The organism is Photobacterium sp. GB-50 (genome assembly GCF_003026755.1).
GTDB lineage: Bacteria > Pseudomonadota > Gammaproteobacteria > Enterobacterales > Vibrionaceae > Photobacterium.
Genome location: NZ_PYNX01000002.1, coordinates 90,839 through 116,140, shown reverse-complemented (window position 1 = coordinate 116,140; position 25,302 = coordinate 90,839). Strand labels below are relative to the sequence as shown.

Sequence of the window (25,302 nt, the reverse complement as noted above, 5' to 3'; positions counted from 1 at the left end):
CATTACCTCCTAAAGTTATCTTGATTTGCCAAGAACCACTGATAGGTATGGGTTAAACCTTCTTCTAGGCTCACGCTATAACGCCAACCTAAATCAGCAAGACGGCTCACATCCATTAACTTACGCGGTGTACCATCAGGTTTAGTACTATCAAAGACCACATCACCTTCAAAGCCCACGACTTTTGCCATGGTCTCTGCCATTTCACGAATAGTACAGTCAACACCAGTACCCACATTAATGTGCGATAGCATCGGTTGAGTATTGGCTTGATAAGTCTCGTTGTCCAACTCCATCACATGGATAGAAGCAGCAGCCATATCATCAACAAACAAGAATTCGCGCATTGGAGTACCAGTACCCCACACGACTACTTCTTTGTCGTTATTTAACTTCGCTTCGTGGAAACGACGCATTAAGGCAGGAATTACATGCGAGTTATCAGGGTGGAAGTTATCGTTCTCACCGTATAAGTTTGTTGGCATCACGCTGCGGTAATCGCGACCGTATTGACGGTTGTACGATTCACATAACTTAATACCGGCAATTTTTGCCACAGCATACGGTTCGTTAGTCGCTTCTAGCGTGCCATTAAGCAATGCTGATTCGGTCATTGGCTGCTCAGCCAATTTAGGATAAATGCACGATGAGCCTAAAAATAGCAGATGCTGTACATCATGCTGGTGAGCTGCATGGATGATGTTACATTCCATCATCAAGTTTTCATAAATGAAATCAGCAGGGTAAGTATTATTAGCATGGATACCCCCTACTTTTGCTGCAGCGAGATATACCTCGTCAATACGTGCATCAGAAAAGAAATCACTGACTGCTTGTTGATTTAATAAATCGAGCTCGCTACGTGTACGTGTAATGATTTCAACGTTGTTACGCTGAGATAATTGACGAACAATCGCTGAACCCACCATACCGCGATGACCAGCAACAAAAATACGTTTTTTCACAACTGATACCGTCATTAGTTTTCGAGTGAAATCGCCACGTCAAAGCCATTGGCTTTAAGTAGAGCGTGTTGTTTTGCTTTATTGATGTCGTTTGCCACCATTTCAGCGCACATTTCTTCAACGGTAATTTCAGGTGTCCAGCCTAGCTTCTCTTTTGCTTTGCTTGGGTCGCCTAGCAAGGTCTCTACTTCTGCAGGACGGAAGAACTTAGGGCTGACACGAACAATCACATCACCGACGTTAACGCTTGGTGCTTTCTCACTATCAACTGCAGTAACAGTTGCAATCTCATCCACACCCGTACCTGTGAACTCAAGCTCAATACCCGCTTCTTTTGCAGACATACGAACAAACTCGCGCACAGAGATTTGTTTACCTGTTGCGATAACAAAATCATCGGCCACTTCTTGTTGTAGCATCATCCATTGCATGCGTACGTAGTCTTTAGCATGACCCCAATCGCGAAGCGCATCCATATTGCCTAGGTATAAGCAAGACTCTAGACCTTGAGAGATATTGGCAACCGTACGTGTGATTTTACGTGTTACGAAAGTCTCACCACGACGCGGGGATTCATGGTTAAACAAAATACCGTTACATGCATACATGCCGTAAGATTCACGGTAGTTCACTGTGATCCAGTATGCGTACATTTTTGCTACCGCGTAAGGAGAGCGTGGGTGGAAAGGTGTGGTTTCTCGTTGAGGGATTTCTTGCACCTCACCGTAAAGCTCTGAAGTTGATGCTTGGTAGAAACGTGTTTGCTTCTCAAGACCATTTATGCGAATAGCTTCAAGTAAACGAATGGTACCCATCGCATCTACATCAGCGGCGTATTCTGGTGATTCAAACGAAACGGCAACGTGAGACATGGCACCAAGGTTGTAGATTTCATCTGGCTGGATTTCTTTTACAAGACGAATAAGGTTAGAAGAATCGGTTAAATCACCGTAATGCAGATGGATATTGTCGTTCGTATTACAAACTGCATCTACACGCTCAGTATTGAAAGACGATGCGCGACGGATTAAGCCGTGAACTTCATAACCTTTTTCTAATAATAGTTCTGCAAGGTATGAGCCGTCTTGACCTGTAATACCTGTAATCAGTGCTTTTTTCATTTCTATTTCAACCTTAAACAAATTAGAGAATAAATTAATTTTACTCGATAAGATAATTTCACCCAAATACTATTTTTTGATTTCTCACCACTAGGGGAAACATTATTACCATGCCGCCTGTATAATAACATTGGTTCAGACAAGAAAATTATATTTAAATTTAAACATTCAGCCACCAAGCCGATATACCAATCGTGCATAGGTATGTTACCATATGCTTTATTCTCTAGTATAGAATCAAGCAATTCCCTACGAAAAGCCATACAACATCCTAAGTAAGAGTTTTTAATAATATTCTTTAGTAAACCTCTGTCACTTCCATTCACTTCAAAAAAAGAAGGGAATAAAACATTTTTATTCTCATCTACAATTGAACAATCGGATAATACTAAATCTGCATTTTTATGCTCAAATTCTATACAGTATTTTTCCACCTTGTTAGGGAGCCAAATATCATCTTGGTCAGCTAAGAAGATTATATCTCCTTTTGCTAAACTTAGTGCATTAAAAAAATTATCAATTAGCCCTGTTTGGGGACCATTGAACAATTTAACCCTAGGGTCTCCTATACTCTCAATTATTGATATAGTACTATCAGTAGAACCATCATCTGATATGATTAGTTCATCATCATCAGATAGTTGCTTCAAAATTGAAAGTAATTGTTCTTTTATGTATTTATGGCCATTATAACTTGCTAAACAAACACTTATCATCTGTTCTCTTTTTACTTAACAATAAAAAAAACAAAATAGTTAATATCATTTCAGAAGTAACAGTTGTAAACGCTGCCCATATTAATCCGAAATGTTGTAGAAACAGCACATTCAAAATGAGATTAATAAATGCAGAGAGCAAACGCAACTTCATGACCGTATTATAGCTATCAATATATATAAACTTAAGTTCTAGAATAACATTTGGATACCTAAATATAAAAAAGAAAGACAACACTATAATCAAATGATTTACAATATCTAGGTTATATTCACTTCCAAAAAACAATATAATAATTTCACTTGAGAAAAAGTAAATTACAAATATATATAATGCAGCACCAATGTAGGATATACACATTAAATAAATCTGATTCTTTTTACTAGCAAAAATCCTATTCACTCTCGGTAATAAAATATTCCATGCTACTCCACAAAAAATATCAGCTAAACTTACAAATGTTGCAGCAATTGTATAATATGCAAGTTCTTTGTCACCAAGTATGTTTCTCACTAAAACTTTATCTGAATTAAAGTATAAAAGAAATGAAATTGAGGATACTGCAAATGGAAGCCATCCTCTAAATTTAAACAAGGCTGAAGTATAACTAAATTTAAAATCTATTAAATTTCTAAAGTTATTAGATAAAAACAATAGAATTAAAGAAACTGATGAGAGCAAACCAGAAAAAAACAAAGAAAGATATAATTCTTTAATATAAATTATCAATGCTACTTTAAATAGAACAGAGCAAAAAAAGTATAAGACGTTGTATTTAAATACGGACTCTAACTTTTCATTAACTTGAAAATAAAATAATATTACTTTAGTAACGAAAAATGTAGAAAAAATATCAAAATAAGAGAACAACAACAACTTTGAAAAATCTGTTCTTTCATAAAAATGGAAAAAAAGCAAAAAAACAAAAAAGAGTAAAGAGTTTAATAGAATAACACTATAATATTCATTTTGAAAAACTAAACTTTTATCCTTTTTATTATCTCTATTATTGTTATTGCTAGATAAAAAATAGTCTTTTGAACCAAAATCTAAAAACAATAAAACATATGATATCAACACCATCAAATATGAATAATCAGAGTAATTTCCAATAGACATAGTTCTAGCAACACAAATATTAACTAGTAACCCGCCTAAAGGAAATAACATATATGATAGAACGTAATATATATTACCCATTAATATCCCTGAAAATCAATTCAAAATATCTTTTTAAGAAAAACATACTTTTCTTTTTTATTGTAAGCTTTAGCGCCCTTATTAACGCCCAAAATAAGACTATTCTTTGGTTTGACTTTTCCGAATAATACTTAGCTGATTTAATATAAACATCAAATCTTTTTAAAACAGATGTATCTTTCGGATTGAAAGTTGAAGTAAATGATGATAATTCATGCTGAACAGAGCTATTGAGTATATAAAAATTATTATATCTTAATTTGAACCTCTCAATAAAATCAAAATCACTATAATCTAGAGGTAGTTTATCATCAAAAAATATTCCATTTTTGAATACATCTATATTAATGCACAAAAGACTATTCAAAAGTGTTATATTTTCATTATTAACACACCCATGTATATCTTTTAAATCGTTATCAATCCAAGACTTATTAAACCTAACTTTGCTTGGGGAGATTAAAGTTTCATTGAAAAATAATTTTGGTGCTATAATTTTTGGTAATGGTGTTAATTTTATTGCCTGTAACAGATCTTTTATATATATGTCTGAAATATCAGTATCATGATCCATCAATAAGATCCATTTTGATTCATTATCCTTAACGAACCTATTTATATATTTATTATAAGCTCCAACAACGCCAGGATTCGTTTTATCATGTATATAATTAAACTTACTTAAATCAATGGATGAATTATCCATTTCATCTTCGGAGTTGTCGTATATATATATATTTTCACTTAGTCCGTTTTTAACTATAGTATTAATAGCTTTTATGTCTTCTACTTTTTTATTGTAAAGAACAATAATTATTTTTAAATCATTATGCATTTCTAAGCCTAATTTTAAGCGCTGTAATTTTCATTAAAAAATAAGAAATAATGCCAAAGAACATATTAAAATTACAACTAACAACTTTCGCCATTTCGAGAGAATCTAATTCATTGGTAACACCGAATGGATCAGCGTAAGCAATAAAATCAGAGTCTAATCGATATTTTTTTTTATCAATAAAAATACATTTTTGTATAAACTTGAAATCTGCATATTTTTTATATTTACAATCAAAAATATCATTAACGGAATCTATTTTTCTTATCATAAATGATTGATGATGTACGGTATTGCCATATTTTAACAACCAACTTACTTTTGAATTAAATAAATAATCGCCTACATAAGTTTTACCTATAATTATCTGATCATCATCTTTAATCACAGGTAAAGACAATATTTTATCTCCTGCGCCTAAGTATACAACAAAACTATTATTTGAAACTAAATTCCAGCCTTTATTCATGGCATCATATATACCATCATCTTTTTCTGAAACAAAATGATCGATTATTTTTGAGTCTAATATTTCTCTTGTTCCATCGTTTGACTCCCCATCAATAACTATAAATTCTATTTTATAATTTGGATATTTTAGTTTTAATTCTTCAACTGAATTAATTGTTAATTTTAATTCTTCATTACAATTAAAAACAACTGTTATTATAGTGATTTTATTATCCATTAGACTTTCTAAACCTCGAAAATAATGTTCCAACTAGTGAAAACAAGAATACAAATATAATAATATCAGATGTTATCATCAAATATAATTGCAACTCTATTGGTATTAAATACATGAGCGCTAATATTGATATAACCAAGGAAGAATATAAGTATGATGTTGTAGAAAACAAATATTTTATTAAAATGTTTCTTAAATTTGAAAATACAAACCCTAAAGTGAAACAATATAATATTGAACCAACATAACCAAAAAAGACTCGGCTTTCAAATATAAACTGTGAATTAGGTCCGAATCCGTTAGGTTCAAGCCCTATAGCCTCTTCTAATAATAAACTGCCAAGTGGAACATTATAATTTCCAAGATGGAAAAGTGTTAAAATGGGAGATACAAACATATAGAGATATGAATAAAAATCTAAACTTAACTTATCAGCAATATTATATACATAATAAAAATAGTATGTATCACCAAATGCCAACATCCTTGTAATTAACTTTAATACCACTTCTCCTGAATCTCTACTATATATGAAAATAACATATAATAAGGTTACAACTACCAACCTCAATGCATTTTTTTTCAATCTCTTATTTATTTTAAAATCGGCTATTTTAAGCATTATAAATGGTATTGAAAAAATGACAGGAAGAAATGCTGATTTTGATCCTGTTGATAATAGTATCCCGAATAAAATAAAAAGAGGAATTAATATTGTAATTTTTTTATTATGCAGAAAAAATAATAAATAATAGACAAATACTACAAGAAGTAAGCTCAAGTTTATTCGTTTGACAATACCAAAGCCTCCCGTATATAAAGTAACTTTAGATATACTAGGATCTGGACTAAATAAGGGAAATCCTTTTACTAAAAACATTATACTATTAAACAATAGTACAATGACAAACATAATATGAAAGCTATATTGCGATAAGGATGTATTAAATAATTCGTTATTTATTTTTTTATATAACTTAGTTTTACCATTTACAAAAATAAATAATGCGATAAAGAATACCAAATCACAAAGAATAAATTGGATAAAGTCACTAATTTGAATATAAGATATCTCATACAAACAAATAATCAACGAAAAACTTAACGAACATGATAATAATATATATACAATAGGATCAAATATTGTAAATAACTTACGCCTTATAAAGAATAGTTTAATACTAAAAATAATAAAAAAAAACAATCCAAATTGTTCAATATTGATAGCAGATACTAATGATTCCATTTATTTACAACTCTCAACAAACCAAATAAGTACCAACAAGTAAACGATAAAGAACATTTCTTATTATATTCATTATAAGAATCGTTCTAAATTTAATAGATTACTATCAATAAGTCGTTTTGCTAATCGATCTTTATCTGATAGTATAAGTTCTTCCATATGAGGCCAATCAATACCAATATCGGGATCATTCCATAAAATAGAATGTTCAGCCGATGGGTTATAATAATCAGTACATTTATAAACAAATTCAGCTTCATCACTGGTAACGTAAAAGCCATGTGCAAAACCTTCAGGAACCCATAACTGACGATTATTTTCATCAGATAAATAGACACCAACCCATTTGCCAAACGTTGGTGAATTTTTTCTAACATCTACAGCAACATCAAATACTTCCCCCGAAACTACTCGAACTAATTTGCCTTGTGTATTTTCTGTTTGATAATGAAGGCCACGCAAAATTCCTTTTTTGGATTTAGAGTGGTTATCTTGTACAAATCTAGTTACCTTACCTGTTACGGATTCTTCAAATTTCTTTTGATTCCATGTTTCCATAAAAAAACCACGTTTATCACCAAAGATAGTGGGTTCAATAATTTTCACATCTGGGATTTCGGTCTCAATTACTTTCATATTATTTCTTCTTCAAAAATTATTGATAATTAGATAAATTACTTAAAGCCCGTTGCCAGTCACTGGCATGGATGGAAAATATCTCAGTGATTTTTTGAGTGTTAAGCTTTGAGTTTGCTGGTCGTATGGCTGGTGTTGGATAGTCTGAAGTCTTAATTCCTTTTACCAATGGCGTTTTTTTGAGCACCCCTTGTTTTACCGCTTTATCAAAAATCGTTTGTGCAAAATCACACCAGTTTGTATGAGGTAAACCAGAAAAGTGATAAATACCATATTTTACATTATCAATGCTTTCACCTTGTAAATTGATAGCTTTTGCAATGACGATTAAAGCAGCTGCAATATCCCCCGCATAAGTTGGTCCACCAAACTGATCAGCCACAATACCTAATTCATCTCGCTGTTGTGCTAATCGAAGCATGGTTTTAACAAAGTTATTCCCTTCCTCACCAAACACCCATGCAGTACGCAAAATGATAGTACGAGCACAGGCCTTAAGCACTGCATTTTCACCAGCTAGTTTACTCTTACCATAAACACTTTTTGGATCAATATCATCCTCTTCAGAGTAAATACCATCCTTTTCACCAGAAAAAACATAATCGGTTGATATATGTAATAAAGCTGCACCAATATCTTCAGCCGCTTGTGCTAAATATAATGGGCCATCTCGATTAATCTTATATGATAAATCGACTTCTGATTCAGCTTTATCTACAGCTGTATATGCCGCTGCGTTGATAATTATATTAGGCTTAAATTCATTCACAGTCTCTACAACACTAGATTGTGAGGTGATGTCTAACTCATTTCTATCAACAGCTAAAATTTCGGTATTAGGGCAGGATTGTAGCTGTTTAACTAAACAGCTACCTACTTGACCATTGCTACCTGTAATTAATACTTTCACAATGTGCAATCTCTATTTCTTTTCAGACGTAATACGCATCAAATATTGACCGTACTCATTTTTCATCATTGGTTTTGCTAACTCTTGTACTTGTTCAGTGGTTAACCAACCATTACGCCAAGCAATCTCTTCTAAACAAGCTACCTTCAGACCTTGAACATTTTGAATCGTCTCAACAAAAGAAGAAGCTTGCTGCAGACTTTCATGAGTCCCCGTATCTAACCAAGCAAAACCACGTCCTAACAACTCAACATTCAATGAACCATCATTCAGATACATTTCATTCAAGGTAGTAATCTCAAGCTCACCTCGTGCCGAAGGTTTCACTTGTTTAGCCATTTCTACAACACGGTTATCATAGAAGTACAAACCAGTGACGGCGTAGTTTGACTTTGGCATTGAAGGTTTCTCTTCAATCGAAATCGCTTTCATCTCACTATCAAATTCGACCACTCCAAAGCGTTCAGGATCATGTACTTGATAACCAAATACCGTAGCACCATGTTCACGAGAGGCTGAATTTAATAAGGTTTTACTAAATGATTGGCCATAGAAAATATTATCACCAAGAACTAAACAAACACTATCATCACGAATGAAGTCTTCACCAATTAGAAAAGCTTGTGCTAGACCATCCGGAGAGGGTTGAATGGCATATTCTAAGTTGATACCAAAATCAGAGCCATCACCTAATAATCGACGAAAACTTTCATTATCCTCAGGCGTAGTAATAATAAGGATGTCTTTAATACCCGCTAACATCAGTGTAGATAGCGGATAGAAAATCATTGGCTTGTCATAAATGGGTAATAGCTGCTTTGATACACCACGAGTAATAGGGTAAAGACGAGTGCCTGAACCACCGGCTAAAATAATCCCTTTCATTTATTTCACATCCTTATTAACCGCTGTACCTAAACGCTCAAAACTGTATGAGCCATCTAGTACTCGACCCCACCACGTTTTATTATTCAAATACCATTCAACAGTTTTTCGAATCCCTGATTCAAAAGTCTCAGCTGGTTTCCAGCCTAATTCTCGCTCAATCTTAGATGCATCGATGGCATAACGAACATCGTGTCCTGGACGGTCAGCAACATAAGTGATTAAATCTTGATACTTCTCAACACTATCAGGTTTATTTGGCACTAGCTCTTCAAGTAAAGAGCAAATCGTTTTAACTACTTCAATATTGGCTTTCTCATTGTGACCACCGATATTGTATGTCTCACCAACTTCACCTTTGGTCACGACGGTATAAAGTGCGGATGCATGGTCTTCTACATACAACCAGTCACGAATTTGCATTCCATTACCATAAACAGGCAAACTCTTTCCGTCTAAGGCATTTAAAATCATCAATGGGATCAGTTTTTCAGGGAAATGATATGGACCGTAGTTATTTGAACAATTGGTTATAATTGTTGGCAGACCATAAGTACGTAACCATGCTCGCACTAAATGGTCGCTAGATGCTTTTGATGCTGAATAAGGGCTTGATGGTTCATATGGTGTCGTTTCTGTGAATAACTCTTCTGTCCCCTCCAAATCACCATACACTTCGTCAGTTGAAATATGATGGAAACGGAAAGCCGACTGCCTCGTTTTATCTAATTGATTCCAATATTGACGAGCGGATTCAAGCATTGTATAAGTGCCAATAATATTAGTTTCAATGAATGCAGCTGGCCCATCAATGGAACGATCAACATGGCTTTCAGCAGCCAAATGCATCACAACATCTGGTTGATATTGATTAAATACACGCTCTAACTCAGTTCGATTACAAATATCAACTTGTTCAAATTTATAACGCTTACTATTTTCAACTTCAACAAGCGATTCTAGATTGCCTGCATACGTTAACTTATCAACATTAATCACTTCGTCTTGCGTATTATTAATAATGTGACGAATAACTGCAGAACCAATAAAGCCTGCTCCACCAGTAACTAGAATCTTCAAGTTTAATATCCTTTTTTATTTCTAAATTATAAATTTGTATTAACTGAACCGAAAGTTAGCATTTATAACGTTGAATTTTCTCTCATTTTTTTAATCTGAGACGTTTTTTAATACTAAATCATAAAAACATTAGCAATTTAGACAAATACACTTAAAAATAAATCAAAAAGTGATACTTGGTGCTATTGAGGAATAAGTCCTAAAAACTTAATAATCAACTTAATTTGCATTACGCATTTTAACACTTTTACCCTAGAAATATCACCATTTGCCTAAAACAGGCACGCTACCGCCCATTGGTTAAATGCTATTACCAATTAGCAGCTAAATCTTTCCTGTCGTACTTTTAAGATTATTATACCATTTCCATTAAGGAAAGGTATCCTATCTCTAAGTGATAGTTATGTCATTCTTTTCACAAGTAAAATCTATTTAAACGTTCATTTTTCAAACGGATATTAATCATAATAAGACAACAACAACTTACGACTTTCTAAAGCTATTACAAAATTACTTACTGTCGTAGCTGTAATTATAGTAGCCGTAATTTCCGCCGTAGGTGCTGCTTGCTTTACGGACAATAGCGTTAAGAATAAAGCCTTTCACTTCAATGCCGTTTTGTTCAAAGCGTTGTTTAGCAACCTCGATTTCTTTCACAGTATTTTGCTCAAATCGTCCCACTAATAAGGTAGTTGCTACATGGGCGCCAACAATAGCAGCATCAGTTACCGCTAAAATAGGCGGAGTATCTACAATCACCATATCATAATGCTGCCCAGCCCACTCAGTTAATGCTTTAAAACGTGGGTGCATTAATAACTCTGATGGGTTTGGCGGCGTATCACCGCGAGGTATAAATTCTAAACCGCTCACACCTGTTTCACGGACAATATTGCTAAAATCTTGCTTGCCACATAAGTAATCAGATAAACCCGGTTTGTTGTCAGTACATAATTGTGTTTCCATGAGGCCTTTTCGCATATCAGCATCAATCACTAAAACTTTTTGCCCTGCTTTTGCAATTACTGAGGCAAGGTTTACAGATACAAACGATTTACCAATACCAGGACTAGGGCCTGATAGCATTAGCGCATTATTTTTGCTTCCATCATCGCAAAGTGCAGCTTGTACGTAAACTACGAAGTGCTTCAACCGATAAATCCGCAGGGTTATAAACACTTAACAAAGTTTGCTCTACTGTTGAGTTTTTACCTTTTTTCTTTTTCAATAGTTCAATTTGTTAGTCAGATAATGGAATTGAAGCATAAACAGGTAAGCCAATTTCTTCAATTTGATCTGGCGTTTCAACTCCCTTATGGAACGCTGCACGAAGTAAAGCAATAGCAACCGACAACATGCCGCCTAGTAGCGTTGCAAGAACAACAATTGAGGCTTTTTCGGTTTCACTGCCTGTGAATAGCTTTGCGCTGAATCTAGAATACGCACGTTACCCACAGTACTTGCTTTTACAATGCTTAGCTCTTGGACTTTGTTTAGCAATTCAACATAAATTTGCTGATTTACTTCAATATAAGCGGCTAATCGACGGACAATCTCCTTACGTACCTAGGTAACGGTTTTACCTGCCACTTTTACTTTACCGATATAAGGATAAAAAATAGTGCCATCAGCATGTACCCAGTTACCCGCCTCACTCGCACTTCGATAAGAGCCCGCAGGGATCGTTAGTTCTGGATGATCCCAAATAGTGACATTTAAAATATCTCCCGGACCAATGTGATACTCATAATGCTTTAATTAATTCTCAAGCATTTGATTGGTACGCGCTGATGCTCTGGGTATTATTGCTAGCAAAGCTAGCGACGGTGCCTTTAGTGATCTTGCTAAACTCATCAAAAAATCAAATGGCAAAGCTAACATCCAACAAAAACAAGAACAAAATGTTGAGCTAATTTTACTGACTAACGGATTACCAATGTTTGCAGTAAACACGGAAACACAATGTTATCGTGAATTTATTCAATCAGATATCCCTTGTAAGCAACTTAGCTTTAACACCATAAGTGCAAAGCCTAACTTTGACCAAACGACTTGGTTATACCAAACCATGAATAGCGGTTTTGGTCGTAGCCAAGTGATTTTATCTCCCGCATTAAATCACCGAACAGCAACAGAATATGGCTTCTTTGATTATTCTCTCGCACTTGCTGCCAACCTTTATACCCCACTATGGCAAGGTTCCGCTGTTGATCTGCGTTATATGGTACCTATTGATAATAGTGACGATTTTGACCAAGGTGGCTTATGGCATCAGCAAGCGTTTGAAAACAAGCTTGACCGTGCACTTCTTCATCAAGCATTTAAACTGCCACAAAATATCATTACTCAATTTAGTGGTGGCTACATGATGGGCGGCTACTGGGGAGGGATAAATGAAACACAATGGTACTCACCACAAGGCGATCACATGCTGGGTTTTGAAGCGAGTAAATTCATATCTAAAGACGAATATGATGCTCGAGAAAGAAAAATTGCAGATAAACAAAGTGTATTAGCTAACTATACCTATTCACTTCCAGAATATAACTGGCAATTAGGCCTTCAAGCAGGCGAATATTTCCAAGGTGATGTCGGTGCACGTGTAACTTCTAGTCACTGGTTAGGAGATACTAAATTAAGTATTAACTACCTAACTTCGAAAGCAAAAGGTAGTAGTGAATATGAAGACTTTGTTGCCGTTAGTATTGCCATCCCATTAACACCTTGGCGTGATATGAAGCCTAACTATGCTCAGGTACGTGGTATCGATCAGTTTGTATACTCATTGCAAACACGCGTCGGTGAAAGCCACAATAACTTAAACTCTGGTTTAGGAGCTTCATCGGATCTTCAGCATAATATTGTTCGTCAATATGAGAACCGTGGCCGACTTTCTCCTGCTTACTTCAAAGCAAACACTCAACGTTTAAGAAATGCATACATCAAATATGTGAAAGTAACCGTAGAGTAAAATAATAAAGGATAAGATAAATATCTTATCCTTTATTAAGGATATTTAGGACTTCGCTAGTTAAAAATATTTATTTATCAACATAACTATAATTATAATATCCGTAGGTATTACTGATTTTTTTCTCTACCGAGTTAAGTATAAAGCCGGTGATCTCTACGCCAGCATGATTAAATCGCTCTTTTGCTACTTCAATTTCATGTATAGATGTCTTTTTAAATCGACCAACTAAGAAATTAGCCCCTGCATACTTACCAACTAATGCTGCATCAGTCACAGCTAATAATGATGGGGTATCTACAATAACAATATCATAGTTTTCATTAGCCCACTCCATTAATTCAGACAACCTATTTCCCATTAGTAATTCAGAAGGATTGGGGGGTATACAACCACAAGAAATAACATCTAAATTATCAACATTAGCTTTTTGTACAATTTCATCTAAATTACCTTGATAACTTAAATATTCAGAAAGTCCATTTTTACCTTTTAAATTAAATACTTTAGTACTCTTTCCTTTTCGCATATCAGTATCAATAAATAATACTTTCTTTTTAGCTTGAGAAAATACTATGGCTAAATTTTTCGATAAAAATGACTTACCAAGATCAGGACTTGAACCTGAAATCATTATTATCTTATTTTTCGCAGTAGATATTGAAAAATATAAACTTGTTCGTAACGATTTTATTGCCTCTATCGCTAAGTCATCAGGATAAAGACACGCAAGTAACATCCCCTCTTCATTAAATTCACGACTGCTTTTACTTTTTTTAAGTAATTTACTTTGATTAACGGAGTATGGCACAGTTGCATAAAGAGGAAGTCCTAACGATGATATTTGACGAGGATCATCAATACCACTCATAACAGTTTTCTTTAATAAAACAATTGCAATAGAAAGCATCCCACCAAGTAAGGTAGTGAGAACAACGATAAGGGCTTTTTTAGGTTTAATTGGAACTGGTGACGTTTCTGCTGAGTCAATTAATCTTACACTACCAACTGTGCTTTCTTGACTTATTCTTAATTGCTGAACTTTATTAATAAGCGATATATATATATGTTGAGCTGCCATCACGTCACGATTTAACGTAATTATTTTTTGATTTGTTTTAGGCATAGCGCTAACTTCATTTTCTAATTCAGCTTTTCTTTTTAGTAGTGTCCTTTGTTGTTGTAATAATGAAACATATGCAGGATGCTCTTTGGTATATAATTTAGATATTTCAGACTCTTTGAAACCCAAATCAATTAATTTACTTTCAACTGATGCTAAAATATTAAGTGTCGACTTAGCTTGATAATCCATATCAATAGAATCGCTAGACACTTTAAATGCATTTAGTTTATTTTCAGCAATATCCAACTCTTGTTTAACTTCAGGTAACTGATTTTCTATAAAAGCTAAACTTTTAGCTGCTTCTAGCGCATTATGATCGATATTTTGTGCCAACTCATTATTAGCGATATCATTTAAAATAGTCTCCATCCGCAGAGGATTACTACCTACTAATGAGAGCTGTAAAATACCCGTGTCTTTGCCAGACTCCTTTATAGATAAGCTTTTTCTAAGAGATGATACCGTATTATAACGATTAAGTTTCTTAATGATAAACTTCTGCCCAACCTCACCATTCAGCTGTAAAATAAGTAACTGATATCCATTTTTATTTACTAGTTTTCCAACTTCACCGGAGAAAATCAGTTCATTATTTTTATTAAAGAAATCGTATAACCCTTTCTTAGCATCACTTATTTTTACAATATACTCACCACCTCTATTACCACTTGATTTATTATCATTTTCAGGTGTTATCAATAGTGAAACTTTAATCTCAGGCACATCACCTAAAAAATACGCTATCTTTTTACCTATGATAGGCGTAAATATGGGTGAAGAATATAAAGTTAGATTTAGATTATCAACAGTTCTCCCCAGCACCATACGAGACTTAATAATCTCTATTTCTGTATTTGCTGTAGACTGTGATATAAATAAGTTTGAAATATCATTCACGTGAAAATCTAAATGCTGATGCTGTGTCTCTACTTGTAGTCTTGCTACCGCTTGATAAGTTAAAGGTGTTGACTTCGCATAGAGCACACCTAGTATAGTAAAAAAACACGTGATACTTAAAATTAGCTTCCAAGATTCAAGAACTGATTTAAATAAATATATTAGATCAATCTCATCATGATTTAAATTACTATCCATTCTTATTTCATCCCTAATTTAATCATGTTATTTAAGGTCCGTATAATAATCCACACCTTGAGTGAGTGTGGTAAAGTTTGTAATGGTTGGTAGAACCTGCGCCATCACTCTATTCCACCTTCCCATTGGTGATGCGGTAACATAGATTATATCTTGAGGGTTTAATTCGAATTGATTGGCAATAATCATAGCTGCTGCACTTTTCATATTCAGTTGATAAATATCTGCAACTTTATCCTCTTTATCCTCTTTATTTATTCTAATAACAAAGACACCTTCAGCATCAGCACTGATTTCATTAATCCCGCCAACTGTACTGAGCGCCTCAGTTAAATTCATTCCTGAACGGTCAATTTGAAGCGTTTGGGGGTTATTCACCTCCCCCATTACGAATACTTTTAAATCGTCATTATTAGCTATATGTATAATATCATTATTTTTTAATAATATATTCTGAGTTAAATCGCCATTTTGAATAAGATCGTAAGCAGATAAATGAATAACATTATTATTTCTTGTTACAGTAACATTATGCCAATCAGCATCAATACTAAAACCCCTCGCCTTATTAATAGCAAGCAATAATGTTAATGCCTTATCTGTAATAGCTTGCTCTCCAGGAAGCTTCACTGAGCCTGTTACATAAACTTGTTTTGATTTATAAGCTGCCACTGAAACTTCAATTTGTGGCATTTCAATGTATCTCGCTAACTTCTTTGTTAACACACTTTGTATATAAGATAATTTGTGTCCTGCAACATGAATAAAGCCAACATAAGGATAAAAAATACGCCCATCAGCATGCACGCGAGTACCCGCCTCTTCAGGTGTACGTTCCGGTCCTTGCGGAATTGTTAGCTCTGGATGATTCCAAACGGTAATATTTAATACATCAGTGGGGCCAACAATATAACTATAATTGTTTATATCAGTTTGTAACTGTTCATTCGTCTTAGCTTTTACTTCTTTTTTTCTTACTTTGTTTATCACACTACTATCTAAATAATAAATATTTACCTTGTTCAAAATAGATTCATTTTTAGTGTTTTTTATCTCTTTATTTTTTATATTAAAATGCATTCCAGGCATACTGCAACCGGAGAGAAAAAACATACAAAAAAAACCAACTAAACATACATTTTGTAAAGCTTTACATCTATAGAAGGGCATTATTTAAATATTCATAAGTCAATAAATGATAACAACTATACCAAATAAGAATCATAAAAACTCATTGCATAGTATTTATGTATGTTTTTAATGACCAACATCATAATAATTAATGAAATATAACTCATAATCAAAAAAAACACATAAGTATGACAATTAAATAAAAATAGTAATAAATCTATTTAAATAGCTTTTTACAGTTTTTTATTTTTAAAATATAAAAAAGGTGAGATATAAACCTCACCTTTTGGAGCAATAATGCTTTAATTACTGCTTATAGCTTTGCAGCTAATTCAACACCTTGACGAATTACCCGTTTAGCATCTACCTCTCCAGCAACATCTGCCCCACCAATCACATGCACATTAATGCCTTGCTCGGTGAGCTTTTCTGACAGTTCTTCAACCGATGTTTGACCTGTACAAAGTACAATATTATCGGCATCTAATATTCGAGATTGTCCTTCAACAGTAATATGTAAACCTGCATTATCGATTTTGTCATAACTAACCCCACCAAGCAGTTCAACACCGCGTTTTTCTAATGTTCTACGGTGGATCCAGCCTGTTGTTCTGCCCGGACCTTTACCAACCTTGCCCGGTTTTCGTTGCATTAACCATACTTGTCGCGGGCTAATGTATTCATCATGCGGTAATAAGCCACCTTCATGAGTCAATGTTTTATCAATCCCCCACTCTTCAAGCCATTGATCAAGATTTTGATTTTCAGGCTCTGTTAGCATGGTAGATACATCAACCCCAATACCACCAGCACCAATAACAGCGACTTTTTGTCCTAACTGTACTTTATCTCTAATCAAAGTTTGATAATCAATCACCTTCGGGTTATCAACGCCAGGAATAGGTGGAATACGTGGTTTAACCCCAGTTGCGATGATCACTTCATCATAGTTAGCTAAATCATTTTCTGTTGCAGTGTAACCAAGTTTTACGTTTACACCTGTTTGCTCTAAACGACGGGTAAAATAACGAATCGTTTCTTTAAACTCTTCTTTACCTGGTATTTGCATCGCAAGGTTAAATTGTCCACCAACGTGATCATTTTTCTCAAATACATCGACGGTAAAACCTCGCTCTGCAACAGCAACAGCGCACGCCATTCCAGCAGGTCCAGCTCCAACAATCGCCACTTTTCTATTTTGTGCTACCGGGGTTAATACCAGTTCGGTCTCATAACACGCTTGAGGGTTAACTAAACAACTCGCACGTTTACCAACAAAAGCATGATCTAAACAGGCCTGGTTACATCCAATACAGGTATTAATATCATCAGCGCGATCTTGCGCGGCTTTTTCGACAAAATCAGGATCGGCAAGGAACGGTCGTGCCATCGATACCATATCAGCTTGCCCTGACGATAGAATATCTTCAGCCACTTGTGGGGTATTAATACGATTACAGGTAACTAAAGGAATAGAGACTTCTTGTTTAAGCCTTTCTGTAACCCAAGCAAATGCGGCACGTGGGACTTGCGTGGCAATCGTCGGAACACGTGCTTCATGCCAACCAATGCCGGTATTTAAAATGGTTACACCAGCTTGTTCTAGAGCCTTTGCAAGCATTACTACTTCTTCATGAGTACTGCCTTGCTCGACTAAATCCAGCATTGAAAGACGGAAGATAATAATAAAGTCACGTCCAACTCGCGCGCGAACTGCTTTCACAATTTCTAGTGGGAAACGAATTCGATTTTCATAACTCCCGCCCCAATCGTCATAACGTAAGTTCGAACGCTGACAGATGAACTGATTAATCAGATAGCCTTCTGATCCCATCAGTTCAACCCCATCATAGCCAGCTTCGCGAGCAAGCTCGGCGCTTTTTGCAAAAGCATTGATGGTTTTTAAAATCTGACGTTCAGACATTTCACTTGGGGTGAATTTAGAAATAGGTGAACGAATAGCAGAGGCACTCACTGCAAAAGGCGACATTGCATAGCGCCCTGCATGTAGTAACTGAAGCGCTATTTTTCCACCTTCATTATGTACTGCATCTGTAATGTTTTTATGTGCCCGAGCTGCACGTGATGAACTAAATTCAGCACTTAACGGATGTAGTCGCCCACGAAAGTTGGGAGAGAAACCGCCAGTGACAATTAGTCCTACACCACCACGCGCACGTGCGGCATAGAACGCAGATAATTTTTTAAATCCATCTCGTGATTCTTCAAGCCCTGTGTGCATAGAGCCCATTAACACACGGTTTCGTAGGGTAGTAAAACCAAGATCCAATGGCGCTAACAAATGAGGGTATGCTTTATTGTCCATGGCTTTTGCTTCTCTTTTTATTATGGTCTGACCAGTATATTAACCCTGTTATGCCATTTCAAACATTTGTTTACATTAAGTTAACATTTGTGCTTTCGCGCACTTTTCTTATGCCTTGGATGACTAACAATACGGCTATTTATTCAATACCTTGTTTTGATATCTCTTCTTAATAGTAAATTTACTGAAATTAGTTAATGAGTACGATACGATATGTCTCAAGAATCATTAAAGAGAGCATCCATGAAAGCCATATTCAAAGGGATTGGAGCGTTTTTCAGAACAATCTGGAAGTTAATCAACTTTGCCCGTAAGTTTATTCTTAACTTAATTTTCCTACTGATTGTAGGTGCCATTATTTTTGCTTTTAGTGATAACGATGATAACGCTGAAAAGCCAGAAGCATCGGCGCTGGTACTAAACCTATCAGGCCCGATTGTTGAGCAGAAAAACTATGATAATCCATTAGATAACGTTATTAGTGATGTGATGGGGCAACCACCTGTTGAACAAAACGTTTTATTCGATATTGTCGAAGCCATCCGCACTGCAACTACCGATAGCTCTATCACTGGCCTTGTATTAAATCTTAAAAACATGCCAGAAACGAGCCTGACAAAACTGCGTTACATTGCAAAAGCCATTCAAGAATTTAAAGCATCCGGTAAACCTGTTTATGCTTATGGCGGTCATTACAGCCAAAGCCAATACTACCTTGCAAGTTATGCCGATAAGATCTTTATGTCACCTGATGGCGGTATCATGTTAACGGGTTATGGCACCTATACGCTTTACTATAAAACATTATTAGAAAAGCTAGATGTCACTACTCACGTTTTCCGTGTCGGTACTTACAAATCATTTGTCGAACCGTATATCCGTGATGGCATGTCAGCCGCAGCAAAAGAAGCCAATACGGTTTGGTTAGATCAATTATGGGATGCTTATACCTCCGATGTGGCGAAAAACCGCAATATCGATGCTAAATCATTGACGCCTGAAATGAACAGCTTTGTTGAACAACTCACTGCTGTTAATGGCGATTTTGCTCAACTGAGTAAAAAAATGGGTCTTGTTGATGAGTTGGTAACCCGTCCTCAATTAAGCCAAATCTTAATCAAAGAATTTGGTGATAACGGTGAGCACAGCTTTAAACAGATCAGCTACTACGATTACTTATCGATGCTGGTTGATGATCAACAACCATCCAATAACAAAGTAGCTGTCGTTGTTGCAAGTGGCGCCATTGTTGATGGCAAGAGTAGTCAAGGTACAGCAGGTGGTGACACGATTGCAGCACTACTTCGCAAAGCTCGCTTTGATAACGATGTTAAATCTGTGATCTTACGTGTCGATAGCCCAGGAGGCAGCGCCTTTGCTTCTGAAGTGATCCGTAATGAAGTCGATGCCTTAAAAGCGGCGGGGAAACCTGTTGTTGTTTCGATGTCGAGTGTTGCAGCATCAGGTGGTTACTGGATCTCTTCAAGTGCCGATAAAATTATCGCACAACCAACAACGATCACCGGCTCTATTGGTATCTTTGCGATTTTAACCACATTTGAAAAAAGCTTAGAAAAGCTAGGCGTTTACAGTGATGGGGTGGGAACGACTCCTTTCTCAGGTGTCGGCGTAACACGTGCTCTACCTGAAAATGTCGGCAAAGTTTTCCAGCTTGGGGTTGATAATGGCTACCAGCGCTTTATTGGTTTAGTCAGCAAATACCGCCATATGTCACTTGAGCAAGCAGATAAAATTGCCCAAGGCCGAGTATGGACAGGTAAGGACGCGAAAGAACGTGGTTTAGTCGATGAGCTCGGTGACTTTGATACTGCAATAACGGAAGCGGTGTCGCTCGCTAAAGTAGATGATTACCAATTGGTCTGGATGCAACAGCCTCTTTCTCCTATCCAGCAATTCTTTAAAGAAATGTCAGGTGAAGTAAAAGCACAGGTTGTGGCAATGGTTATTGGTAACACACCAAATGCATTAGCGCCAGTGACTAAAGTTGCAAAAGATCTGACTTCTCTTAGTAACTTTAACGATCCTAATGGTCGTTATGCGTTCTGCTTAAATTGCAGCACCGTTAACTAGTAACAAAAACGTTATCAGCAACCAATAATTAAAAAGCTCGGCGATATGTCGAGCTTTTTATTATGCAAAAACGCTTAAATAAGCCAGCCAATCAACATTAGTGATAAAAACCGAAATAACTCAAAAGATAAGCACATCAATCTTAGTTCACATTTCAATGCAATAAGTATCACTCTAAAAATCGCTTAACTCGCATCTTCATACAGTTTGCGTATAATGCGCACACCAACCGTTAACTCTGTGCTTAAAAATGGAAAGAAAACATATTTATATCGCCTACACTGGCGGCACCATTGGTATGCAAAAATCTGATCATGGCTATATTCCTGTATCAGGTTTTATGCAAAAGCAATTAGCTAGCATGCCAGAATTCCATCGCCCAGAAATGCCTGAGTTCACTATCCATGAGTATTCACCTTTAATCGACTCATCAGATATGACACCTGCGGATTGGCAACGCATTGCTGACGATATAAAAGATAATTACGAAAAGTATGATGGTTTTGTGATCCTTCATGGCACAGATACTATGGCGTACACCGCTTCTGCTTTATCTTTTATGTTCGAAAATTTAGATAAGCCTGTCATTGTCACCGGTTCTCAAATCCCGTTAGTTGAACTTCGCTCTGATGGTCAAAGCAACTTATTGAATGCGTTACACATTGCGGCTAATTACCCGATCAATGAAGTGACCGTTTTTTTCAACAACCAACTGATCCGTGGTAACCGCAGTACTAAGGCTCATGCCGATGGTTTTGGCGCGTTTATCTCACCAAACTTGCCACCATTATTAGAAGCAGGCATTAACATAACCGTTAATAGCGGAACGGAATTAAACAAAAAACCGAACGGTGAATTTAAAGTTCACACCATTACGCCACAGCCTATTGGTGTGATCACCATGTATCCAGGGATCTCACCAGAGGTTATACGTAATACCCTACGCCAACCTGTAAATGCGATGATCCTACTGACTTTTGGCGTAGGTAATGCACCTCAAAATAAAGAGCTGCTTGATCAGTTAAAAGAAGCATCGAGTCGCGGTGTGATTGTCATGAACTTAACCCAATGTTTATCAGGTAAAGTTAATATGGGTGGATACGCAACGGGTTGTGCGCTAGCAGATGCTGGCGTGCTAAGTGGCTATGATATGACACCTGAAGCAGCATTGGCTAAATTACATTACTTACTCAGCCAAGATTTACCGATTGAAACAATGCGCACGCTGATGCAGCAAGATCTCCGTGGTGAGTTAACCTTGTAAGTTAGCAGTACTTGTTTAATAACGAAAAGAGCCGAACGGGCTCTTTTTTATTTTTAGCTATCATAAAATAAAACACCACTCCCCCAAAATTTTCCAACCGAACTACAATTACAGCTAATAGCAATCTACCTTCATGGGTTGAAACAATGATGATTTTACACGGTGCCTCTATTTCGCCCTTCGTCAGAAAAATCATGTTGGCACTTAATTACAAAGGGATACGTTATGAACTCCAACCTCTCAACCCCTTTTTAGAAAAAGAGCTTGCGCACAAACGCCACCCAATGGGAAAAGTCCCTGTACTTGAACATAACGATACAACAATCATTGATTCAACCGTTATTGCCCATTATCTTGACGATACCTACCCCGTTCCCCCACTTTATCCGGGCGACGCTAAACAACGAGCGAAAATTCGTTGGTTTGAAGCTTATGCTGCAACGCGTGTCACGTCATTACTCGGTGGCGTTTTGTTTTACCAAAAAGTATTGCGCGATAAAATGCAAGATAAGTCGTGTGATGGAGAAGCAGTGGCTCAATGCCTTACTCATCATCTTCCTAATGTGTTGAATTACCTTGAAGAGCAACTCCCCGAGCTAGGGTATGTTGGCGATCATTTCTCAATGGCTGAAATAAGTATCTGGAGTATTTTTAGAACGGGATGGATGGCAGGGCTACGATTGCAACCCCATTATCCTACTCTACACCACTATCTACACCGTATAGAGCAAGAGCCATGGATAGCCAATATTGTGTCAGAAGAAGATCATCAATTACAAAGTTTCTATTGCGAAGCTATGATATGGCCTAACCTGCATGATAAAGTCTAATGTTAGATATCATCATGTTCAAAGCGAGCTATCTCTGGCGACTTTCCAAGAGTCCCTTGAGTCGCAAAATCACGTTTTAATTCAGCTTTACTCTTAAATTTTATTTCGCCACCTGCTGCAACCGTCATATGTTGCGCATCACTATTATGGCGAGACTGATAAAGCATCACAGCCTGCATAGCAGAATCTCTTTGATTAGCCGTTAATACTGAACCATCAGGCCACTTTCCGGTTTCTACTGCAGTTGATATCCGCTCAAAAACTTCTGGCGTCATAGCCTTCAATAATTGCGACACATCCATATCCACTCCTCATTTTGATACTAACAGGCTTGTTTAAGTACATCGCTGTAGCTTATAAAATACGTAATAACAGTCAACGCTTTCCCCTCAAACTGTAATAGCGATCACAGGTTGATAGCTCTATCAAAATAAATTCACCATTTTCGAGATCATCCGTCGATAACAACAAATGACATCGTTATATTTATCCTTATTCGTAACCAACATGTAGGTCACTATGGCGTATTACTCCGCAATTATAGAAACATCAAAAAGAGTAGTGCCGACAAGGTTGCTCTTAAACAGTACTAAACGTCTTATCACAACGATCAGTATGAGCTTATTATTAACTGGCTGTTTTGAACGACACCGTACCACAGATAGCTTATGTGAAAGTTATCCTGAATTGTGTACCCAGCTCAACGTCAATGATGGTCAATGTCGTATTCAACGAACAGGATTAATTTGGCAACGTTATGATGTGTTGAAAAATCCAACCGACCAAGAAAAATTTAAAGAGCTTGAAGCGACGCAAAAGTACATTTTTTGCTTGGAATATGCCGCTCGTATTGAACCAACAGAGCTAAAAGATCGAAAGACTATTCGTATGAACGCACTCTACGATAGCTATAACAATGTAACACGCCTAAACAAAGAGCTATCGTTGTCGACCGATCCAGAGATTATTTACTACCGTTGGAGTCAAGGTGATGAACAAGCACAACAACAATTTCTCGCTCTCGAAGGTAAAAAGGAGTTAGAAACCCCGGATCTTCAGCTTGCGCTTGCCAGCTACTACATCAGCAAAGATAAGGATAAAACCTATCAATTACTGCATCATGCACTTTCACTCTATAAGAAAAATGAAACAGTAAACCAAGATATTATTAAATCATTGGCAACCTTATCTCAGCAGCAAAAAAAACTGAAGGAAGCTTATATCTGGGTATTAATTGCTAATGATATGAATATGCCTGTAGTCGAGGCCAAAAATATCGCCAACCTATTTTTATTAACAGAAAATGAACAGAAGGTTTTAAATAAAAAAGCAGTCAATATTTTAGATAATTTACAAAATGGCAGCTATGAACGAAAAATGATTAATTAAAATTTTATTGCAAATATCAAATAATTTTATAATTGACACATACAAGATTTAATCATTAAACTTATTTAATTTTAAGCGTTATATTTAGATATTTATTTCAGCGACGGTCAATAATTATATATTACCGTCACTCATACGTTTTATTCATCTGCAAAAATTAGAGAAACAGAATTAACACAGTAACGTTCACCTGTTGTTTGCGGGCCATCAGTAAAAACATGTCCAAGATGACTATCACAATGCTTACAGCGAATTTCTATGCGCTGCATGCCATGACTATTATCTTCTAAATAAGTGATACAATCGTTATCAATAGGCGCATCAAAGCTAGGCCAACCGCACCCTGAGTCATACTTATTCGCTGAAGAAAACAGTGGGGAATCACAACAGACACATGAATAAATACCTGTTTTATGATTATGAAGAAGCGTACCGCTAAAGGGAGGTTCAGTTGCCTGTTGTCGACAAACTTGATAAGCCTCTGCTGATAATTTCTCTTGCCAATAAGTATCAGGTTTATTTTTCATCACACCCTTCCCTTCTTTCCCTCAATATTACTTTTCAAAATATATTTTTTATTTATAAAGACTGTAACACATATGGCTGTTTTAAAAATTCACAGTTTAAAGAAAAACCGTCTAATGTATTTATCAGCGATATAAAATTGAAAATTACGCCGCTGTTAAATCACACAGTATTTGTATGATTTACCGCCGTTGTAGTCGAAATGTAAATTAAATCCGATCTTTTTTTTGATTTTAAGCAATATAAACGATTTTTTTGCTTGCAGGGTCAC

Annotated in this window: 21 protein-coding genes and 2 pseudogenes; 5 read left to right on the top strand and 18 right to left on the bottom strand. The window is 35.9% G+C overall.

Annotation, left to right across the window (positions count from 1 at the left end; translation table 11 throughout):
* Window positions 1-2: 2 nt before the first annotated feature.
* The 13 genes and pseudogenes from C9J41_RS03255 to C9J41_RS22135 form a co-directional block, all read right to left on the bottom strand.
* A complete protein-coding gene (locus C9J41_RS03255; protein WP_107294210.1) occupies window positions 3-980 on the bottom strand; it encodes a GDP-L-fucose synthase in 978 nt (325 codons plus the stop codon).
* Window positions 980-2,086, bottom strand: a complete 1,107-nt coding sequence (gmd, locus tag C9J41_RS03250; RefSeq protein ID WP_107294209.1) for a GDP-mannose 4,6-dehydratase — start codon at window positions 2,084-2,086, stop codon at window positions 980-982. Before gmd ends, C9J41_RS03255 begins: the two co-directional genes overlap by 1 nt.
* 2 nt (window positions 2,087-2,088) lie before the next feature.
* Entirely contained in the window at window positions 2,089-2,802 is a 714-nt protein-coding gene (locus tag C9J41_RS03245; RefSeq protein WP_107294208.1) for a glycosyltransferase family 2 protein, read from the bottom strand.
* Complete coding sequence (locus C9J41_RS03240) at window positions 2,774-4,003, bottom strand: oligosaccharide flippase family protein (protein ID WP_107294207.1); 1,230 nt, start codon at window positions 4,001-4,003, stop codon at window positions 2,774-2,776. Before C9J41_RS03240 ends, C9J41_RS03245 begins: the two co-directional genes overlap by 29 nt.
* Complete coding sequence (locus tag C9J41_RS03235; RefSeq protein WP_107294206.1) at window positions 3,996-4,838, bottom strand: glycosyltransferase; 843 nt, start codon at window positions 4,836-4,838, stop codon at window positions 3,996-3,998. The genes C9J41_RS03240 and C9J41_RS03235 overlap by 8 nt, the downstream gene beginning before the upstream one ends.
* Entirely contained in the window at window positions 4,831-5,526 is a 696-nt protein-coding gene (locus tag C9J41_RS03230; RefSeq protein WP_107294205.1) for a glycosyltransferase, read from the bottom strand. The genes C9J41_RS03235 and C9J41_RS03230 overlap by 8 nt, the downstream gene beginning before the upstream one ends.
* The gene (locus C9J41_RS03225; protein WP_107294204.1) at window positions 5,519-6,772 is read right to left on the bottom strand and encodes an O-antigen polymerase; all 1,254 of its coding nucleotides are present in this window, start codon (window positions 6,770-6,772) and stop codon (window positions 5,519-5,521) included. The genes C9J41_RS03230 and C9J41_RS03225 overlap by 8 nt, the downstream gene beginning before the upstream one ends.
* A 72-nt stretch (window positions 6,773-6,844) precedes the next feature.
* A complete protein-coding gene (rfbC, locus tag C9J41_RS03220; RefSeq protein WP_107294203.1) occupies window positions 6,845-7,408 on the bottom strand; it encodes a dTDP-4-dehydrorhamnose 3,5-epimerase in 564 nt (187 codons plus the stop codon).
* Window positions 7,409-7,427: 19 nt separating this feature from the next.
* Window positions 7,428-8,321: a dTDP-4-dehydrorhamnose reductase gene (rfbD, locus tag C9J41_RS03215; RefSeq protein ID WP_107294291.1), complete on the bottom strand. Its 894-nt coding sequence runs from the start codon at window positions 8,319-8,321 to the stop codon at window positions 7,428-7,430.
* Between the two features lie 9 nt (window positions 8,322-8,330).
* A complete protein-coding gene (rfbA, locus tag C9J41_RS03210) occupies window positions 8,331-9,203 on the bottom strand; it encodes a glucose-1-phosphate thymidylyltransferase RfbA (RefSeq protein WP_107294202.1) in 873 nt (290 codons plus the stop codon).
* Complete coding sequence (gene rfbB, locus C9J41_RS03205) at window positions 9,204-10,283, bottom strand: dTDP-glucose 4,6-dehydratase (protein ID WP_107294201.1); 1,080 nt, start codon at window positions 10,281-10,283, stop codon at window positions 9,204-9,206.
* Between the two features lie 510 nt (window positions 10,284-10,793).
* Window positions 10,794-11,834, bottom strand: a pseudogene (locus C9J41_RS03200) (polysaccharide biosynthesis tyrosine autokinase); the annotation flags it as partial.
* An 18-nt stretch (window positions 11,835-11,852) separates the two neighbouring features.
* Window positions 11,853-12,041, bottom strand: a pseudogene (locus C9J41_RS22135) (polysaccharide biosynthesis/export family protein); the annotation flags it as partial.
* A 19-nt stretch (window positions 12,042-12,060) separates the two neighbouring features.
* Between C9J41_RS22135 and C9J41_RS03190 the strand changes: the two are divergent.
* On the top strand, window positions 12,061-13,254 hold the full coding sequence (locus C9J41_RS03190) for a YjbH domain-containing protein (protein ID WP_255418306.1): 1,194 nt from the start codon (window positions 12,061-12,063) through the stop codon (window positions 13,252-13,254).
* 70 nt (window positions 13,255-13,324) lie between these two features.
* Here C9J41_RS03190 and C9J41_RS03185 read toward each other — a convergent pair whose 3' ends face one another.
* From C9J41_RS03185 to C9J41_RS03175, 3 genes are all read right to left on the bottom strand, one after another.
* Complete coding sequence (locus C9J41_RS03185) at window positions 13,325-15,475, bottom strand: polysaccharide biosynthesis tyrosine autokinase (protein WP_107294200.1); 2,151 nt, start codon at window positions 15,473-15,475, stop codon at window positions 13,325-13,327.
* Between the two features lie 27 nt (window positions 15,476-15,502).
* Window positions 15,503-16,588 carry a polysaccharide export protein gene (locus C9J41_RS03180; RefSeq protein ID WP_107294199.1) on the bottom strand — a complete coding sequence of 362 codons (1,086 nt, stop codon included), beginning with the start codon at window positions 16,586-16,588 and terminating at the stop codon, window positions 15,503-15,505.
* A gap of 331 nt (window positions 16,589-16,919) precedes the next feature.
* A complete protein-coding gene (locus C9J41_RS03175; protein ID WP_107294198.1) occupies window positions 16,920-18,932 on the bottom strand; it encodes an NADPH-dependent 2,4-dienoyl-CoA reductase in 2,013 nt (670 codons plus the stop codon).
* A 243-nt stretch (window positions 18,933-19,175) separates the two neighbouring features.
* On the opposite strand from C9J41_RS03175, the gene sppA reads away from it, so the two are divergent.
* The 3 genes from sppA to C9J41_RS03160 all read left to right on the top strand — a co-directional run bounded on the left by sppA (window position 19,176) and on the right by C9J41_RS03160 (window position 23,117).
* Window positions 19,176-21,023, top strand: a complete 1,848-nt coding sequence (gene sppA, locus C9J41_RS03170; RefSeq protein ID WP_107287170.1) for a signal peptide peptidase SppA — start codon at window positions 19,176-19,178, stop codon at window positions 21,021-21,023.
* Window positions 21,024-21,273: 250 nt separating this feature from the next.
* Window positions 21,274-22,287: an asparaginase gene (gene ansA / locus C9J41_RS03165; RefSeq protein WP_107206102.1), complete on the top strand. Its 1,014-nt coding sequence runs from the start codon at window positions 21,274-21,276 to the stop codon at window positions 22,285-22,287.
* A 146-nt stretch (window positions 22,288-22,433) separates the two neighbouring features.
* Window positions 22,434-23,117 (top strand): glutathione S-transferase family protein, encoded by a 684-nt coding sequence (locus C9J41_RS03160; protein WP_107260126.1) that lies wholly within the window; start codon window positions 22,434-22,436, stop codon window positions 23,115-23,117.
* A 2-nt stretch (window positions 23,118-23,119) separates the two neighbouring features.
* On the opposite strand, the gene C9J41_RS03155 is transcribed toward C9J41_RS03160, so the two are convergent.
* Complete coding sequence (locus C9J41_RS03155; RefSeq protein WP_107206100.1) at window positions 23,120-23,419, bottom strand: YeaC family protein; 300 nt, start codon at window positions 23,417-23,419, stop codon at window positions 23,120-23,122.
* Between the two features lie 313 nt (window positions 23,420-23,732).
* Here C9J41_RS03155 and C9J41_RS03150 point away from each other — a divergent pair, with 313 nt between their 5' ends.
* Entirely contained in the window at window positions 23,733-24,506 is a 774-nt protein-coding gene (locus C9J41_RS03150) for a DUF2989 domain-containing protein (RefSeq protein ID WP_107294197.1), read from the top strand.
* A 140-nt stretch (window positions 24,507-24,646) separates the two neighbouring features.
* Here the strand turns inward: C9J41_RS03150 and msrB are convergent, their stop codons facing one another.
* On the bottom strand, window positions 24,647-25,033 hold the full coding sequence (gene msrB, locus C9J41_RS03145; protein ID WP_107245799.1) for a peptide-methionine (R)-S-oxide reductase MsrB: 387 nt from the start codon (window positions 25,031-25,033) through the stop codon (window positions 24,647-24,649).
* Window positions 25,034-25,302 lie beyond the last annotated feature (269 nt).

Excerpts from the sequence above, each read along its gene's own strand:
- C9J41_RS03180 (WP_107294199.1), bottom strand. The coding sequence starts at position 16,588 with ATGTTTTTTCTCTCCGGTTGCAGTATGCCTGGAATGCATTTTAATATA.
- ansA (WP_107206102.1), top strand. The coding sequence starts at position 21,274 with ATGGAAAGAAAACATATTTATATCGCCTACACTGGCGGCACCATTGGT.
- C9J41_RS03230 (WP_107294205.1), bottom strand. The coding sequence starts at position 5,526 with ATGGATAATAAAATCACTATAATAACAGTTGTTTTTAATTGTAATGAA.
- C9J41_RS03150 (WP_107294197.1), top strand. The coding sequence starts at position 23,733 with ATGAGCTTATTATTAACTGGCTGTTTTGAACGACACCGTACCACAGAT.
- C9J41_RS03175 (WP_107294198.1), bottom strand. The coding sequence starts at position 18,932 with ATGGACAATAAAGCATACCCTCATTTGTTAGCGCCATTGGATCTTGGT.
- C9J41_RS03245 (WP_107294208.1), bottom strand. The coding sequence starts at position 2,802 with ATGATAAGTGTTTGTTTAGCAAGTTATAATGGCCATAAATACATAAAA.
- gmd (WP_107294209.1), bottom strand. The coding sequence starts at position 2,086 with ATGAAAAAAGCACTGATTACAGGTATTACAGGTCAAGACGGCTCATAC.
- C9J41_RS03235 (WP_107294206.1), bottom strand. The coding sequence starts at position 4,838 with ATGCATAATGATTTAAAAATAATTATTGTTCTTTACAATAAAAAAGTA.
- rfbA (WP_107294202.1), bottom strand. The coding sequence starts at position 9,203 with ATGAAAGGGATTATTTTAGCCGGTGGTTCAGGCACTCGTCTTTACCCT.
- rfbC (WP_107294203.1), bottom strand. The coding sequence starts at position 7,408 with ATGAAAGTAATTGAGACCGAAATCCCAGATGTGAAAATTATTGAACCC.
- C9J41_RS03255 (WP_107294210.1), bottom strand. The coding sequence starts at position 980 with ATGACGGTATCAGTTGTGAAAAAACGTATTTTTGTTGCTGGTCATCGC.
- C9J41_RS03240 (WP_107294207.1), bottom strand. The coding sequence starts at position 4,003 with ATGGGTAATATATATTACGTTCTATCATATATGTTATTTCCTTTAGGC.
- msrB (WP_107245799.1), bottom strand. The coding sequence starts at position 25,033 with ATGAAAAATAAACCTGATACTTATTGGCAAGAGAAATTATCAGCAGAG.
- C9J41_RS03155 (WP_107206100.1), bottom strand. The coding sequence starts at position 23,419 with ATGGATGTGTCGCAATTATTGAAGGCTATGACGCCAGAAGTTTTTGAG.
- C9J41_RS03160 (WP_107260126.1), top strand. The coding sequence starts at position 22,434 with ATGATGATTTTACACGGTGCCTCTATTTCGCCCTTCGTCAGAAAAATC.
- C9J41_RS03225 (WP_107294204.1), bottom strand. The coding sequence starts at position 6,772 with ATGGAATCATTAGTATCTGCTATCAATATTGAACAATTTGGATTGTTT.
- sppA (WP_107287170.1), top strand. The coding sequence starts at position 19,176 with ATGAAAGCCATATTCAAAGGGATTGGAGCGTTTTTCAGAACAATCTGG.
- C9J41_RS03185 (WP_107294200.1), bottom strand. The coding sequence starts at position 15,475 with ATGGATAGTAATTTAAATCATGATGAGATTGATCTAATATATTTATTT.